The organism is Geomesophilobacter sediminis, from assembly GCF_016458275.1.
Lineage (GTDB): Bacteria > Desulfobacterota > Desulfuromonadia > Geobacterales > Geobacteraceae > Geomesophilobacter > Geomesophilobacter sediminis.
Genome location: NZ_JAEMHM010000012.1, coordinates 1 through 15,997, shown reverse-complemented (window position 1 = coordinate 15,997; position 15,997 = coordinate 1). Strand labels below are relative to the sequence as shown.

The following is a 15,997-nucleotide window of genomic DNA, read 5'->3' as shown; positions in this document are numbered from 1 at the left end:
AGAAGCGAAATCTTCCAGCAGGGGAACCACTTTCATGAGCGATAACGAAGCAATCAAGATACTTATCTGTCAGGGTACCGGCGGCATCTCGGCCGGCGCGAAGCAGGTGGAGGCCGAGTTTACCAAGCTGATCGCGGAAAAGGGTATCAACGCGGTCGTCGGCAAGCGCTGCGACGTCGTGAAGACCGGCTGCCGCGGCCTCTGCGCGAACGACGTCCTCGTCGACGTCATCACCCCGGAGCTCGGGCGGGTCACCTATGACTTCGTGGTTCCGGCCGACGTCGCCGCGATCCTGGACGAGCACATCGTCGCCCAGACCCCGATCGAGAAGAAGAAGGCGAAGGCCTACTACAACACCTTCGTCGACCAGCAGATGCGCGTGGTCATGACCGGCTGCGGCCAGATCGACCCGGAGAAGCTGAGCGCCTACCTCGAAGAGGACGGTTTCAAGGCGATCGAGAAGTGCGTCAAGACCATGAAGCCGAACGAGGTCACCGACGAGGTGAAGAAGTCCGGGCTGCGTGGCCGTGGGGGCGGGGGCTTCCCGACCGGCATGAAGTGGTCCTTCTGCGCCGCATCGCCCGGACACCACAAGTATCTGATCTGCAACGCCGACGAGGGTGACCCGGGCGCGTTCATGGACCGCTCCATCCTCGAAGGTGACCCGTACTGCGTCATCGAGGGGATGATGATCGCGGCCTACGCGATCGGCGCCACCGCCGGTTACGTCTACGTCCGCGCCGAGTACCCGCTCGCCATCGAGCGTCTCCAGCGCGCGCTCGACACCTGCTACGAGAAGGGGTACCTGGGCAAGAACATCCAGGGTTGGGGCGTCGACTTCGACCTGAGGATCAAGAAGGGCGCCGGCGCGTTCGTCTGCGGCGAGGAGACCGCCCTCATGGCCTCCATCGAGGGCGAGCGCGGCATGCCCCGTCCCCGTCCGCCGTTCCCGGCGGTCAAGGGCCTTTGGGGCTACCCGACCAACATCAACAACGTCGAGACCTTCGCCAACGTCCGCCACATCATCAACAAGGGCTCCGAATGGTATGCCTCGCTGGGGACCGATACCACCAAGGGGACCAAGATCTTCGCGGTCACCGGTAAGGTCAAGCACACCGGTCTGGTCGAGGTTCCGGCCGGTATGACGGTCCGCTCGGTTATCTACGACGTCTGCGGCGGCATCGCCAACAACCGCAAGTTCAAGGCGGTCCAGGCGGGCGGTCCTTCCGGCGGCTGTATCCCGGGCGAGGTTCTGGACACCCCGGTCGACTACGACTCCCTCATCAAGGCAGGCGCCATGATGGGCTCCGGCGGTCTGGTCGTCATGGACGAGACCACCTGCATGGTGGACGTCGCGCGGTTCTTCCTGACCTTCACCAAGATGGAGTCCTGCGGCAAGTGCGTACCCTGCCGGATCGGCCTCAAGGCGATGCTCGACATCCTCGAGGGGATCACCGAAGGACGCGGCAAGACCTCGGACATCCAGACCCTGCTCGACATGGGCGCCACCATCAAGAAGGCATCCCTGTGCGGTCTGGGCCAGACGGCACCGAACCCGGTCCTCTCCACCGTCAAGTACTTCCGCCACGAGTACGAGGCGCACATCAACGACAAGCGCTGCCCGTCGAACTGCTGCAAGGAGCTTCTGCTCTGGAAAGTGGTCGATGAGAAGTGCGTCAAGTGCGGCGCCTGCAAGCGGGCCTGCCCCTCCAACGCTATCAAGTGGGAGAAGGGCGAGGTAGCGTACCTGATCCAGGAAAACTGCACCAAGTGCAAGTCCTGTTATGACGCCTGCCGCTTCATGGCCATTGAATAAACCGGTTCGACGTTCGACGTTCGTCGTTCGACGTTCGACGTTGAAGGCAGAAAGTACCGAGATATTGACGTCAGCGACGACGAAGATCTCAATAAAGCCAGTTTTACCTTCGGTTCACGTATCGAGGCAACCACGCCGAACGTCGAACGTCGAACGTAGAACGATGAATTGAACTCCGGGAGACAGAGTCGAGATGGTAAACCTTACAATCGATAACACTCAGGTGACGGTAGCCAAAGACGCGACGATCTTCGACGCCGCGAAATCGGTCGGGATCAAGATCCCCATCCTCTGCCACGACAAGAAGCTTCACCCGTTCGGGGGCTGCCGCATGTGCCTCGTCGAGGTCGAGCAGATGAAGGGTCGTCTCATCCCCGCCTGCACCACGCCGGTGACCGAGGGGATGATCGTCCGGACCACCACCGACGAGATCGTTAAGGCGCGCAAGCTCGTTCTCGAGCTCCTGCTTCTCAAGCACCCGCTGGACTGCCCGGTCTGCGATGCCGCGGGCGACTGCGACCTGCAGAACCTCACCTACGAATACAAGGTGAACTGCAACCAGTTCTCCGACGAGAAGTTCAACCACGCCATCGACTACGAAAACCCGCTCATCGAGCGCGACATGAACCGCTGCATCCACTGCGGCAAGTGCGCCCGCATCTGCGACGAGATCGTTTCCTACGGCGCGTACACCTTCATCAACCGCGGTATCGAAGCGAAGATGGGGACCCCGTTCGACGGCCCGCTCTCCTGCGAGTTCTGCGGCTCCTGCATCTCGGTCTGCCCGGTCGGCGCCCTGATCTCCCGCCCCTTCAAGTTCAAGGCCCGCTGGTGGGCACTGAACAAGGTGAAGTCGGTCTGCTCCTACTGCGGGACTGGCTGCCAGCTGACCCTGGGGGTCAAGGACAACAAGGTCCTCACCACCGTCTACGACGAGAACCAGGGCTTCCATAACGGCCAGCTCTGCACCCGCGGCCGCTTCGCCTACCAGTTCGTCAACTCCGACAACCGCCTGACCACCCCGCTCATCAAGAAGAACGGGAAGTTCGTCGAAGCCGGCTGGGATGAGGCGCTCAAGCTGGTCTCCGAGAAACTCGGGGCCGCCAAAGGCTCGGTCGGCGCGCTGACCACCGCGCACCTCACCAACGAAGAGCTCTTCCTCTTCGAGAAGCTTTTCCGCGGCACCCTGGGCTCGGACAACATCGACCACTCCGCCGGTTACGCCCACGCGGCGCTGACCGAGGGGGCGCAGAAGGCCTTCGGGACCGTCACCTCCCCGTCGGAAATCGCCGACATCCAGAAAACGAATCTCCTCCTGGTGATCAAGACCGACGCCTACGAGACCCACCCGGTCCTGGGCTTCGAGATCAACCTCGGGGTCAAGCGCCAAGGGGTTTCCCTGCGCATCGTTTCCGACAAGAAAGGGAAGATCTCCCGGCTCCCCGGCGCCAAGACCTCGGTCCACAAGCCGGGCACCGAGATCGCCTTCGTCAACGCGCTGGCCAACGTGATCATCGCCGAGAACCTCGCCGTCGCCGGCGTCGCCGGTCTCGATCAGCTCAAAGCCGCCCTTGCCGACTACACCCCGGAGAAGGTTGCTGCGGTAACCGGCGTCGCCGCCGAAGAGATCGTCGCCCTCGCCAAGGAATACGCTGCCGCCGAGAAGGCGCTCATCATGCTCCCGATCGGCCTCGGTTACCCGGGCCACGACGCGGCGCTCGCCCAGGCGGTCGCCAACCTCGCCATCCTGACCGGCCGCATCGGCAAGGAAGGCTCCGGCCTTTTGATCATGGGCGAGAAGAACAACAGCCAGGGCGCTGCCGACCTCGGGATCTACCCGAAAAACGGCGGCCTCAAGGGCGCTGCCATCATCGACGGGGCCGCAAACGGCCAGGTCAAGGCGCTCTTCATCGCCGGCGAGAACCCGGTGGTATCCTACCCGAACCGCAAGAAGGTCGAGGCCGCGCTGGAGAAGGCCGAGTTCGTGGTGGTGAGCGATCTCTTCCTTACCGAGACCGCCCAGTTCGCCGACGTGGTACTGCCGGCCGTCTCCTTCGCCGAGAAAAACGGTACCTTCACCTCGGTCGGCCGCCGCGTGCAGCAGATCAACAAGGCGGTCAAGCCGGCTGGTCTCGCCAAGAGCGACTTCGAGATCCTCAACGACCTGAACGCCGCCCTCTCCGGCAAGCGCTACGGCAACGTCGCCGAGGTCTTCGGCGAGATCGCCGCCACCGTCCCGGCCTACCAGGGACTGACCCTTTCCGGTCTGGGCGACGAAGGCGCGGTCCTCCCGGTCGCACCGGCCGCCAAGCTGAACGCGGTCGCCGCACCGGCGGTACCGGCTGCCGCCGGCAAGCTCGCCCTGGTCACCGGCAGCGCGCTCTACCACAGCGGCACCCTGTCCCGCTTCGGCGAAGGCCCGATGTACGTCTGCGGCGATGCCTACGCCGAGCTTTCCGAGGCTGACGCCAAGGCGCTCAAGATCGAGGAAGGCGATGCCATCACCGTCAAGTCCGACGTCGGCTCCGTCTCGCTCAAGGCCAAAGTCGGCAAGCGTCTTCCGGCCGGCGTGGTGTTCGCACCGTATCACTTCGCGGACGCCTCGATCAACACGGTAACCGACGGCGCCGCCGTCACCCTGGTCACCGTAGGGAAGTAAGACAAAGGGATGCAAAGAAGGGGACTGGCTCCGCGAGGTGCCAGTCCCCCTCCCACCCCTTTAAGAGGGGGACCGGCACCTGTCGGAGCCAGTCCCCTGGGGCCCTACCCTTGCGGTATATGGGGCCCGTGCATACAGCATACGATCACTACGTAACCCGGCATAACGAAAGCTAATTTCACACAAGAGGGGAAGACTATCAGATGGAGACGCTAATCTTAGGACTGCCAGTCGCGTACTACATAGCCATGGTTGCCAAGGTGCTCGTAGCCTTCGTCTTCGTGCTCCTTACGGTGGCCTACGCCACCTATGCTGAGCGCAAGATTATCGGCCACATGCAGGTTCGTCTTGGACCCATGCGGACCGGTTGGCACGGTCTGCTGCAGCCGATCGCCGACGGCGTGAAACTGTTCTTCAAGGAGGAGATCATCCCCTCCGAGGCGAGCAAGTTCGCCTTCCTGGTCGCGCCGCTCGTCGCGTTGATCCCGGCCTTCATCTCTTTCGCCGTCATCCCCTTCGGCGCCCCGGTGAGCATCGGCGGTTACACCGTCCCGATGCAGATCGCCGCGTACTACGACCAGGCCGGTCAGCAGATCTTCGACATCAACGTCGGCGTCCTCTACATCCTGGCCATGGCGGGCCTCGGCGTCTACGGCATCGTCCTCGCCGGCTGGTCCTCCAACTCCAAGTACTCGCTGCTGGGGGGTCTGCGCTCCGCGGCGCAGATGGTCTCCTACGAACTTGCCGCCGGCCTCGCCATCGTGAGCGTCTTCATGCTCTCCGAGAGCCTGAGCCTGCACAAGATCGTCGCCGACCAGGCGGGCGGGATCTGGAACTGGTACGCCTTCAAGCAGCCCCTGGCCTGCGTGATCTTCTTCATCTGCTCCATCGCCGAGATCAACCGTACCCCGTTCGACCTTCCCGAGGCCGAGACGGAGCTGGTCTCCGGTTTCTGCACCGAATACTCCTCCATGAAGTACGCGATGTTCTTCATGGCTGAATACGCCAACATGGTCACCGTATGCGCCGTCACCACCACCCTGTTCCTGGGCGGCTGGCACGGTCCGTTCCTTCCGGGCTGGATGTGGTTCATCGCCAAGGTCTACGCGCTCATCTTCCTCTGCATGTGGATCCGCGCCACCTACCCGCGTTACCGCTATGACCAGCTCATGCGTCTCGGCTGGAAGGTGTTCCTGCCGCTGACCCTGCTCAACGTCGTCGCCACCGGTATCGTGGCTACGCTGGTCAAGTAAGAAACGAAATCCAGGCGAGGTGCCGAAAAATGATAATGCCGCTGATTAAAGGTCTCCAGATAACCCTCTCCCACCTCTTCAAGAAGCCGGTCACCCTGCAGTATCCGGATGAGCGGCCGCAGATTGCCCCCGGTTTCCGCGGGCTGCATGCCCTGAAGGTTTCGCACGAGAATGCCAAGTGCGTCGCCTGCTACCTCTGCCCCACCGTCTGCCCGGCGAAGTGCATCACCGTCGAGGCCGGGGAGGATGCGAACCATAACAAGTTCGCCGCCAAGTACGAGATCGACATGCTGCGCTGCATCTTCTGCGGCTACTGCGTGGAAGCCTGCCCGGTCGACGCGCTGAAGATGACCGAGGAATTCGAGCTCGCCAACTACAAGCGCGCCGACTTCACCTTTACTAAAGACCGACTCTTAGAAAAGAAATAAAGGAGCAGCAATGGAATCGATCTTCTTTCTCATCGTGGCTGCGGTGGCGGTCCTGAGCAGCATCCTGGTAGTCACCTGCAAGAACCCGATCAACAGCGCCCTGTCGCTGGTGATGACCTTTTTCTGCCTCGCCACCCTGTACGTCACCCTGGACGCTCCGTTCATGGCGGTCACCCAGGTGATGGTCTACGCCGGCGCAATCATGGTCCTGATCGTCTTCGTGATCATGCTCCTGAACATCCGGGTGGAAGCGGTGAAACGCGGCAGTCACGCCGTTTTCGCCGGCGGCGCCATTGGCCTGTTCCTCCTTTTCCAGACCGTCTGGTTCCTCGGCCGCGGCACCCTGAGCGGGGCTACCGGCACCATGGACCGCGCCCAAGTGGTGAAGGTTGGTCACATCGAACTGATCGGGAAGGCGCTCTTCACCGACTTCCTCCTTCCGTTCGAGATCACCTCGATCCTGCTCCTGGCGGCCATCGTCGGTGCGGTGATCCTGGCCAAACGCAAAATCTAACGCTGCCGAAGGGGGCCTGACATGCTTGCTCTGAACAACTACTTGATCCTCTCCGCGATCCTCTTCTCCATCGGGACGATCGGGGTGCTGGTAAGAAGAAACGCCATTGTCATCTTCATGTGCATCGAGCTGATGCTCAACGCCGTCAACCTGACCCTGATTTCCTTCTCGCACTACCTCGGGTCCATCGACGGACAGGTCTTCGTCTTCTTCATCATGACCGTCGCCGCGGCCGAAGCCGCCGTGGGTCTCGCGCTGATGATCGCGTTCTACAAGAACCGCGAATCCATCGACGTGGAAGACGTCAACATGCTGAAGCTGTAGTCGGATAGGGGTCTACCGGGGACTGGCTCCGCCAGGTGCCTGTCCCCCTCAGCCACCCCTCAGACTGATTCGAACACGACACCTTCTGATACTAAAGAAATACAGCAATAAAGGAGTCTGGAATGCTTGAATACGTATGGTTGATACCCCTGTTCCCGCTCATCGGGGTGCTCATCAACGGCCTGTTCGGGAAGAAGATAAAGAACGAAGCGGTAATCGGCGGGATCGCCACCTTGGCGGTCGTCGGCTCGTTCGTGGTCGCCTGCGGCATTCTCTTCCAGCTCATTTCGATGCCTGGCGAGGAGCGTCACTTCGAGAAGACCATCTTCACCTGGATCCAGTCCGGCACCTTCAAGGCCGACATCGGCTTCCTGGTTGACCCGCTCTCCGCGGTGATGCTCATGGTGGTCACCGGGGTCGGCTCCCTGATCCACCTCTACTCCATCGGCTACATGCACGGCGAGGAAGGGTTCTACCGGTACTTCACCTACCTGAACCTCTTCACCTTCTCCATGCTGCTGCTGGTTTCCGGCAACAACCTGCTCCTCATGTTCGTGGGCTGGGAAGGGGTCGGTCTCTGCTCCTACCTGTTGATCGGCTACTACTTCCACAAGAAGTCGGCCGGCGACGCCGGTAAGAAAGCATTCGTCATGAACCGCGTGGGCGACTTCGGCTTCCTGCTCGGCCTCTTCACCATGTGGTGGTTCCTGGGGCACAACTACAACGTCTGGACCATCAACTTCCGCGAGCTCGCCTCCCACGCCGACCTGATTCCGGCCGGCGGCGTCGCCACCGCGATCGGCCTCTTCTTCTTCCTGGGCGCCACCGGTAAATCGGCACAGATTCCGCTGTACACCTGGCTCCCGGACGCGATGGAAGGTCCGACCCCGGTCTCCGCACTCATCCACGCGGCCACCATGGTCACCGCCGGTGTCTACATGATCGGCCGCATGAACTTCGTCTACATCAAGAGCCCGACCGCGCTCCTCGTCGTCGCCTGCGTCGGCGGCGCCACCGCGCTCTTCGCGGCCACCATCGGTACCGCACAGAACGACATCAAGAGGGTCCTCGCGTACTCGACCGTCTCCCAGCTCGGCTACATGTTCCTGGCCATGGGGGTCGGCGCCTTCACCGCGGGTATCTTCCACCTGATGACCCACGCCTTCTTCAAAGCCTGCCTGTTCCTCGGGTCCGGCTCCGTCATCCACGCCATGCACCATGCCCTGCACCACGTCCACTCCGACGCGGACCCGCAGGACATGAGAAACATGGGGGGCCTGCGCAAGAAGATGCCGATCACCTTCCTCACCTTCCTGATCGCCACCATCGCCATCGCAGGTATCCCGGGCTTCGCCGGCTTCTTCTCCAAGGACGAGATCCTCTGGCAGGCATTCTCCAACCCGCTCCACGGTGAAGTGAACATCGTCCTCTGGGCCTTCGGCGCCGTTGCCGCCCTCTTGACCGCGTTCTACATGTTCCGCCTGGTCTTCATGACCTTCTTCGGCGAGACCAAGCTTTCCGAGAAGGCGTACCACCACCTGCACGAGTCCCCGGCGGTCATCACCATCCCGCTCATCTGCCTCGCCATCCTCTCGGTGCTGGGCGGCTACATCGGGATGCCGAAGCTCCTCGGCGAGGTGCTCGGCGGCATGCCCAACTACTTCGAGCACTGGCTGGAGCCGGTCTTCGCCTACTCCAACAACTACATGGCTCACAGCCTCCCCGGCGCCCACGGCGAGCACAGCCCGGCCCTGGAATGGGGCCTGATGGGCGTCTCGGTTCTGATCGCCTGCTGCGGCATCGCGTTTGCCTACGCGCTCTACATCGTCTCCCCGACGATCCCGGAGAAGTTCACCTCGGCCTTCCCGGCGCTGCACCGTGCGGTTTACAAGAAATGGTACGTGGACGAGATCTACGACTTCTGCTTCGTCAATCCCTGCAAGGCCCTGGGCGGCTTCCTCTGGAAAGGGTTCGACGTGGTCGTGGTCGACGGGATCGTGAACGGGGTCGCCGGTATCGTGAAAGGCTTCTCCGGGATCCTGCGCTACTCGCAGACCGGCTATGTCCACAACTACGCCTACGGCATGGTGCTCGGCACCGTCGTTATCGTGGCGGTCTACGTCTTCCGTTAAGAATCGATTCGATCTTTACTGACTCACTGTGTAAAAGGAGCAGAGTAAATGAGCCACTTACTGAGCATACTAACCTTCACACCGCTGATCGGCGCGCTGATCCTTATGCTGGTTCCCAAGGACAGCAAAGGTGCCCTGCGCTCCATCGCCCTGGCGGTCTCGGTGGTGAACTTCCTCATTTCGCTGCCGCTGATCACCGGGTTCGACCCGGTTGCCACGGCCAACGGCGGGATGCAATTCCTGGAGAAGACCCCGTGGATCGCGGCCGGTCCCTTCCAGATGAGCTACCACGTCGGTATCGACGGTATCAGCCTCTGGCTCGTCATCCTCACCACCTTCATCATGCCGATCGCCATCCTCTCCACCTACACGGCGGTCGAGGAGAAGGTGAAGGAATACATGATCTGCCTGCTGCTTCTTGAAGTCGGCATGCTCGGTGCGTTCATCTCCATCGACCTCTTCCTCTTCTACATCTTCTGGGAGGTCATGCTGATCCCGATGTACTTCATCATCGGTATCTGGGGTGGCAAGAACCGCATCTACGCAGCGGTCAAGTTCTTCATCTACACCATGGTCGGTTCGCTCCTCATGCTGGTCGCTCTGATCACCCTCTACTTCAAGGCGGGTGGCGGCGATTTCAACCTGCTCCGCTTCTACGAAGTGAGCCTTGACCCGGCGACCCAGACCTGGATGTTCCTGGCCTTCGCCCTGGCCTTCGCCATCAAGGTCCCGATGTTCCCGCTGCACACCTGGTTGCCGGATGCCCACACCGAGGCGCCGACCGCAGGTTCCGTCATCCTGGCCGCCGTCCTCCTGAAGATGGGTACCTACGGTTTCGTCCGCTTCGCGATGCCGCTCTTCCCGGACGCAACCGCACGCTTCACCCCGCTCATCGCCACCCTCTCCGTGATCGGCATCGTCTACGCCTCGCTGGTCGCGATGGTGCAGCAGGACGTCAAGAAACTGGTTGCATACTCCTCGGTAGCTCACCTGGGCTTCGTCATGCTCGGCGTCTTCGCCCTCAACCAGCAGGGGATCGCGGGCGGCATGCTCCAGATGCTCAACCACGGCGTTTCCACCGGCGCACTGTTCCTTATCGTCGGCTTCATTTATGAACGCCGGCACACCAGGCTCATTTCCGACTTCGGCGGCCTTGCCAAGCAGATGCCGGTATTCGCCACCATCTTCATGATCGTAACCTTCTCCTCGATCGGCCTCCCGGGCACCAACGGGTTCGTCGGCGAGTTCCTGGTCCTCCTCGGTTCCTTCGAGTCCGCTCTCAAACCCTGGGCGATCATCGCCACCTCCGGCGTCATCCTCTCCGCCGTCTACATGCTCTGGATGTTCCAGCGCGTCATGTTCGGCGAGCTGACCAATCCGAAGAACCAGGTCCTCAAAGACCTGAACGCCCGCGAAATCGCCATCATGGTTCCGCTGGTCGCCCTGATCTTCTTCATGGGCATCTACCCGCGTCCGTTCATCGACTCCATGAGCCCGTCGATCGACCGCATGATCGCGCAGACCAAAGGGAAGAACAGAGTGGCCCAGCTGCAGATCGCTCCGGCCGCTGCCGCCCCGGTCCAGGTGATTCCGGCCGCCGCCGGTGCCGCCCCGGCCGCCGACCCGCACGCCGGTATGCAGATGCCCGCAGCCGCACCGGCCGCCCCGGCCGATCCGCACGCCGGCATGCAGATGCCGGCCGCCGCTCCTGCCGAAGGCGCTGCCCAGCACTAAGAACGACGAACCTTCAGCGCAACACTCGCCCAAACGTCCCCTCTCCTTCAAGGAGAGGGACAGGGTGAGGATGGGGTTCCCGGAACCCACACACAACGCCGGCTTACTAGTTATCGAACCGCAAGTTTTAGAAACCGGAGGATTATAGATGGAAACAATTGCAATCCCGGCCATTAACCTGGCGCCGATCATGCCCGAGATAATACTCTCGTGCATCGCCATGTTGCTTCTCCTGGTCAACGTCTTTGTCCCGAGCGAGAGCAAGGGGTACCTCGGCGTCCTGAGCCTTGTCGGTCTCGTCGCGACCGCGGCCAGCGTCGTGAGTGGCTGGGGCCAGCCGGTTGCCGCCTTTGGCGGTGCGGTCCAGCTGGACAACTTCGCCGTCTTCTTCAAGCTGATCTTCATCTGCTCCGCGGCGCTGGCGATCCTGATCTCGGACAAGTACGTGGTCCGCGAGGAGATCAACCACGGCGAGCTCTATCCGCTCATCCTCTTCGCCACGGTCGGGATGATGCTGATGGCCTGCGGCATGGACCTGATGGTCATCTTCCTCGGTCTCGAGGTCCTCTCCATCAGCCTCTACGTGCTGGCCGGCTTCAACCGCGGGTCGCTCAAGTCCAACGAGGCGGGTCTCAAGTACTTCCTCCTCGGTGCCTTCTCCACCGGCTTCCTCCTCTACGGGATGGCGCTGACCTACGGCGCGACCGGCTCCACCAAGATCGGCAACATCGCCGGCTTCGTGGCCACCAACCCGCAGGTTGCCACCAACAGCCTCTTCGTGGTGGGGATGCTCCTGATCGCCGTCGGCTTCTCCTTCAAGACCGCCGCCGCACCGTTCCACATGTGGACCCCGGACGTCTACGAAGGCGCACCGACCCCGATCACCGCGTTCATGTCCGCGGGGCCGAAGGCAGCCGCCTTTGCCGCTTTCATCCGGGTGATGATCGTCGCGTTCCCGACCCTCAAGCATGACTGGACCGACCTGCTCTGGATCCTCGCGGTGCTGACCATGACCGTGGGCAACATCATCGCCCTCAGCCAGGACAACATCAAGAGAATGCTCGCCTACTCCTCCATCGCGCATGCCGGTTACGCCCTGGTGGGCTTCACCGCCTGCAACCCGGAAGGGGTCGCCGGTATCCTCTTCTACATGCTCTCCTACACCTTCATGAACATCGGCGCCTTCGCCGTGATCGTGCTGATCGGGAAGAAGGGCGAGGCCAACGGCAACGTTCAGGACTTCGCCGGGCTCGGCCAGAAGCGTCCGCTGCTTGCCGCCATCCTCTGCGTGTTCTTGTTCTCCCTGGCCGGCATTCCGCCGACCGCAGGCTTCGTCGGGAAGTTCTACCTCTTCTCCGCGGCCATCAAGAGCGGGTACATCTGGCTGGCCATCATCGGGGTTCTCAACTCCGCAGCGTCCGTGTACTACTACCTCCGCGTGATGGTGTACATGTACTTCAAGCCGAGCGAAGAGGACTTTGACTGGGTCGGCATGACCCCGGCCATCGCCGTCTGCCTGCTGCTGTGCGTAGCGACCACCCTGGTCCTCGGCGTAGTCCCCGGCACCGTGCTCGAGCTCGCACAGAAGGCCGTGCAGTTCTAGGGAAATATTTTAGAAAGAAAAAGCCCTCCTTTTTAAGGAGGGCTTTTTTCTTTCTAGGCTCAATACAAAAGGATGCTACGTATTTTTTTTGAAGGTATACGTCGATGAGTAGCTCAATCTTTACTTATGCCAACAGGTCTTGGAGGAGTGGTGTCGAGTAGTTTAGAAGATATCATCTGCGCAATAGTAAACTGGAAAGAGTCACTTCAGGAGTCCTGTAAATTCCTTCCCGACGATCAAAGAACAATCATTTCTGAGATTATTAAACATATGGATTTGAAGCTCAATATGTTGGAGCATGAGCTTAAGGCACAGGCGCCGCGTGGAATCGGTGCGCTGAAAAGGAAATCCCTCCGTTAAACAGGGGGCGTTAATAATAGACAAAATAGTGTTAGACCATTTTGAGGTAGTTGTAAATCCTCTTGCTGTATTCAATGTTTCTCAACTGGATAAGGAGGTCGATTTGTGCGTTTCATAGTTTATATGCTTGGGCTTTTCGCGTTTTTGTATGCATTTTACTCGGTCGTGTTGAAGAATTATTTCAAGGCTGTAGCCGCAGGAATATTTGCAATCATCTGTGCATACGTCGTCAAGTTCGTGCTGTAAAAGGCCCGATCTGAGGGGTCAGGTAATTCTTGGGGGTCAGGCCTACACCGTTGACAAAAACTTAGCCCTTGGTATTTTCCCCTGTGCTTCAATCCAACACAGGGGATTCGTTATTGCCCGTCCGCTCAGGATCGAGTACCCAGGAGCTTTCTACCACATTACTGCCCGGGAAACTTCCTGGGTGTCAGGGTGACAAATCATTGTCCACATAGTTCCTTAGCATAGTTCCTTAGGGTCTGGACATTGACAGGTCATTGTCCATGTCCAGACCTGACCCTAAGGAACCCGTTGTCTCCAGTTTCACATTTTGGTAGGTTAAATAAAAAGGCCGTACCGGGTTCAAAGCGCGGTACGGCCTTTCAATGCTGTAATCATATATGTCAATTTACTTTAGAAGTGAAACGACGCTTAGAAGGTTTTACGCGGAGGCAGCAATTGCTTCAATAGGGCTCAGCAGTTTTGGTTTTGGTGCCTCTGCAGATTCGTCATACTTCAAAATTAAGTTTATCGTTCCTGCAGTATATTTATCACATAAAGAATTTATAAATGAAGGCTCAACGCTGTTGCAGTAAGAAAGATAGCCTTTTAATGAGTATTTTTCAGCTACGGATAAGCCATTCCAGTTGTATATTTTTGAGCGAATATCACGCTTCTTGTCTCTGCCGATCGAAATTTTAGCAGTGGGTGTAACTACAAGTCCTGTTATAACTCTTCTATGTTTCTTTGAAGTATGCTTAGTCTTTCTATTGTTAAACAAAAGGTTTGAAGGGTACTTTAACGAGTTTACTATATTATATACAGAGCTGCGAACGTCATAAAGGATATTGGGCTTTATCGTAGAGAAATACATATCGTCAGCATATCTAGTATATTCAACACCTAGGTGGTCACATAAAGTCTGAATCTGGGTATCTAATTTGAAGCATAAAATGTTGGAAAGCGATGGCGAGGTGGCAGCGCCAATGGTTAATTTATGGTATCTGCAAACAAGTTTTATTAAAAGGTCTGAGTCAAGAACATTCCAATCCGAAGGAAGAAAGTGCTTATATTCATCTAGGCACAGCATTATATCCATATCAGTTAATCTGTGAAAAAAGTCTTTAAAGTCAAGACGAAGTAGATACTTAGAATTTTTATGCCTTGTTACATGATCAATTAGTTTTGCTCCAGGCTTATAGGCGGCCGCACAATGATGAACTGGAAGACGTGGTAGTATTCCCTGGTTTATGCAGCGTTGGATGCTCTTGAGCTCTTTTGATGGGTGGTGAATCAACCTTTTTGTCCCATCGCGCTTGTCTATGTAGTATTCCTTGTATCGCTTTGAGGCAGTATTGGCGACCGTGAGGATATACTCTGGTGTAAGTATTAGATGTTGAGCTATAAATTCAAGCAACATCGGTAACCACCTTCAGTGCGGCTTTTTTATAATTTTCTATCTTGTACAAAGACGATAGTGCTTGTGCTCTGCTGGATTGAATCCTATGTAGAAAAGCTTTTGTAGAAGTAGCTGAAAATAACTTTTTAAAGTCTTTGCAAAAGTAGTATGGTTCTCCGTTTTCATACATTACACCGAAAATACCCAAGGCAACGCCCAAAGATAAAATTGAATTGATATTGCTTTTATCACCGTAGTTAATTATGCGACCTGTCACTGAAATTGTTTCATTTAATGAAATTGGACCCAGTGCAACTAGAACATGCATGAGAAAAAAAAGCATGACCTTGTTTGAAAATTTATAATCCCCGTGCACAATGTTTGAAAAAGTGATTTCCCAGCTTGTGCGAGATATCCTCTCTTCTATCTCAGTCATGGAGGTTAAGATTGAAGAAAAATTGGCATGTATACATGGCTTATACTTGGAGTCTTTATTGACCCAAGTTACTGGGCCAGTATTAACAAAGGACTCATCAGCTACATAGTCTTTATTGAGAATTGGTAACAACTTTCTGCGCAAAGGCTCGCTAGAAGCAAAAGCTCCTAACTCTGCTACAGTGCCAAAGCTTTCTACAAGAATGATCACGATGTCAGAAAAGCTTGCAAGCTTTTCCTCCAAGTCCAGGGCGTTTGTTTTAGTTGTTCCTTTACTGATTACAGCCCAAGCATCTTCAGCTCGAAAAATCAGGTGCCTATTCAAATGTTTTTTAAAATATTTTTCTAGGTTTGATCGATTTGGACAATCTTCATCCTTGCCGCCACATATGAAAATTATCTTTGGAAGGGAATAGTGCAGGTTGGTTAGTTTGTATGCAGAAAAATCTTCGATGAACCTGTTTTTGGCAAGGAGATACTGCGGATGGTTGTGCCAAGTCATAATTGTTCCCCTACTCGGAGTTGCGAAGCACATGTTTGATGAAAGGACCTTCAGCGAACATGTGCATAGAGTATCCAACAATATATACGGGTCGGCTATACACCAACCACAGAAAGGAGTTGTGCTCCTTTCAACTAGGGGTTCCTATTGATGGCACTAAATGAAATAAAAATAAAGAAAAACCGGCAGGCACAACCTGGGGGGTGAATTCTACTTCTGAAGTGCACCACGACTAGCTTCCGGCCCCTTCTTGGGGCCCACTTCCTTGGCGGGCCAAACCTGGGGTCAGGCTTGCAAAGTTTCAATCTCGGGATAACTTTGCGGGATGGCACGCAAACACCGGCTCCATTACCCTGGTGCGTACTACCATGTGATCCTTCGGGGGAACGCACAACAGGATATATTCTTCAGCGACAAGGACCGTTATCGTTTCTATCTCCTCCTGCAGGAAGGGATTGAGCGTTATGGCTGCTCCATTCATGCCTTCTGTCTCATGACAAATCACGTCCATCTGCTCTACCAAGTGGATACCATCCCTTTTTCACGAATTATCCAAAACCTCTCCTTCCGCTATGCCCGGTGGGTCAACTGGCGCCGCAGCAGAGTTGGTCATTTA

Annotated in this window: 12 protein-coding genes; 10 read left to right on the top strand and 2 right to left on the bottom strand. The window is 57.5% G+C overall.

Annotation, left to right across the window (positions count from 1 at the left end; translation table 11 throughout):
- Positions 1-34 precede the first annotated feature (34 nt).
- The 9 genes from nuoF (at position 35) to JFN93_RS14950 (ending at position 12,463) form a co-directional block, all read left to right on the top strand.
- Complete coding sequence (gene nuoF / locus JFN93_RS14990) at positions 35-1,816, top strand: NADH-quinone oxidoreductase subunit NuoF (RefSeq protein ID WP_199384913.1); 1,782 nt, start codon at positions 35-37, stop codon at positions 1,814-1,816.
- 193 nt (positions 1,817-2,009) lie between these two features.
- Positions 2,010-4,475: a molybdopterin-dependent oxidoreductase gene (locus JFN93_RS14985; RefSeq protein ID WP_199384912.1), complete on the top strand. Its 2,466-nt coding sequence runs from the start codon at positions 2,010-2,012 to the stop codon at positions 4,473-4,475.
- 203 nt (positions 4,476-4,678) lie between these two features.
- Positions 4,679-5,728 (top strand): NADH-quinone oxidoreductase subunit NuoH, encoded by a 1,050-nt coding sequence (nuoH, locus tag JFN93_RS14980; protein WP_199384911.1) that lies wholly within the window; start codon positions 4,679-4,681, stop codon positions 5,726-5,728.
- Positions 5,729-5,757: 29 nt separating this feature from the next.
- Positions 5,758-6,156 carry an NADH-quinone oxidoreductase subunit NuoI gene (gene nuoI, locus JFN93_RS14975; RefSeq protein ID WP_199384910.1) on the top strand — a complete coding sequence of 133 codons (399 nt, stop codon included), beginning with the start codon at positions 5,758-5,760 and terminating at the stop codon, positions 6,154-6,156.
- Positions 6,157-6,166: 10 nt separating this feature from the next.
- Positions 6,167-6,670, top strand: a complete 504-nt coding sequence (locus JFN93_RS14970; RefSeq protein WP_199384909.1) for an NADH-quinone oxidoreductase subunit J family protein — start codon at positions 6,167-6,169, stop codon at positions 6,668-6,670.
- A gap of 21 nt (positions 6,671-6,691) precedes the next feature.
- A complete protein-coding gene (nuoK, locus tag JFN93_RS14965; RefSeq protein WP_199384908.1) occupies positions 6,692-6,994 on the top strand; it encodes an NADH-quinone oxidoreductase subunit NuoK in 303 nt (100 codons plus the stop codon).
- A gap of 122 nt (positions 6,995-7,116) precedes the next feature.
- The gene (gene nuoL / locus JFN93_RS14960) at positions 7,117-9,126 is read left to right on the top strand and encodes an NADH-quinone oxidoreductase subunit L (RefSeq protein ID WP_199384907.1); all 2,010 of its coding nucleotides are present in this window, start codon (positions 7,117-7,119) and stop codon (positions 9,124-9,126) included.
- Positions 9,127-9,174: 48 nt separating this feature from the next.
- On the top strand, positions 9,175-10,860 hold the full coding sequence (locus JFN93_RS14955) for an NADH-quinone oxidoreductase subunit M (RefSeq protein WP_199384906.1): 1,686 nt from the start codon (positions 9,175-9,177) through the stop codon (positions 10,858-10,860).
- A gap of 148 nt (positions 10,861-11,008) precedes the next feature.
- The gene (locus JFN93_RS14950) at positions 11,009-12,463 is read left to right on the top strand and encodes an NADH-quinone oxidoreductase subunit N (RefSeq protein WP_199384905.1); all 1,455 of its coding nucleotides are present in this window, start codon (positions 11,009-11,011) and stop codon (positions 12,461-12,463) included.
- Positions 12,464-13,487: 1,024 nt separating this feature from the next.
- Here JFN93_RS14950 and JFN93_RS14945 read toward each other — a convergent pair.
- Both JFN93_RS14945 and JFN93_RS14940 read right to left on the bottom strand, forming a co-directional pair.
- Positions 13,488-14,465, bottom strand: a complete 978-nt coding sequence (locus JFN93_RS14945) for a retron St85 family RNA-directed DNA polymerase (RefSeq protein ID WP_199384904.1) — start codon at positions 14,463-14,465, stop codon at positions 13,488-13,490.
- Positions 14,455-15,381: a retron St85 family effector protein gene (locus JFN93_RS14940; RefSeq protein WP_199384903.1), complete on the bottom strand. Its 927-nt coding sequence runs from the start codon at positions 15,379-15,381 to the stop codon at positions 14,455-14,457. The genes JFN93_RS14945 and JFN93_RS14940 overlap by 11 nt, the downstream gene beginning before the upstream one ends.
- A gap of 325 nt (positions 15,382-15,706) precedes the next feature.
- Here JFN93_RS14940 and JFN93_RS14935 point away from each other — a divergent pair.
- A partial coding sequence (locus tag JFN93_RS14935) for a transposase (protein WP_199384902.1) occupies positions 15,707-15,997 on the top strand: 291 nt, incomplete at its 3' end.

Coding starts and splice junctions, on each gene's coding strand:
- nuoF (WP_199384913.1), top strand. CDS start 35: ATGAGCGATAACGAAGCAATCAAGATACTTATCTGTCAGGGTACCGGC.
- JFN93_RS14985 (WP_199384912.1), top strand. CDS start 2,010: ATGGTAAACCTTACAATCGATAACACTCAGGTGACGGTAGCCAAAGAC.
- nuoH (WP_199384911.1), top strand. CDS start 4,679: ATGGAGACGCTAATCTTAGGACTGCCAGTCGCGTACTACATAGCCATG.
- nuoI (WP_199384910.1), top strand. CDS start 5,758: ATGATAATGCCGCTGATTAAAGGTCTCCAGATAACCCTCTCCCACCTC.
- JFN93_RS14970 (WP_199384909.1), top strand. CDS start 6,167: ATGGAATCGATCTTCTTTCTCATCGTGGCTGCGGTGGCGGTCCTGAGC.
- nuoK (WP_199384908.1), top strand. CDS start 6,692: ATGCTTGCTCTGAACAACTACTTGATCCTCTCCGCGATCCTCTTCTCC.
- nuoL (WP_199384907.1), top strand. CDS start 7,117: ATGCTTGAATACGTATGGTTGATACCCCTGTTCCCGCTCATCGGGGTG.
- JFN93_RS14955 (WP_199384906.1), top strand. CDS start 9,175: ATGAGCCACTTACTGAGCATACTAACCTTCACACCGCTGATCGGCGCG.
- JFN93_RS14950 (WP_199384905.1), top strand. CDS start 11,009: ATGGAAACAATTGCAATCCCGGCCATTAACCTGGCGCCGATCATGCCC.
- JFN93_RS14945 (WP_199384904.1), bottom strand. CDS start 14,465: ATGTTGCTTGAATTTATAGCTCAACATCTAATACTTACACCAGAGTAT.
- JFN93_RS14940 (WP_199384903.1), bottom strand. CDS start 15,381: ATGACTTGGCACAACCATCCGCAGTATCTCCTTGCCAAAAACAGGTTC.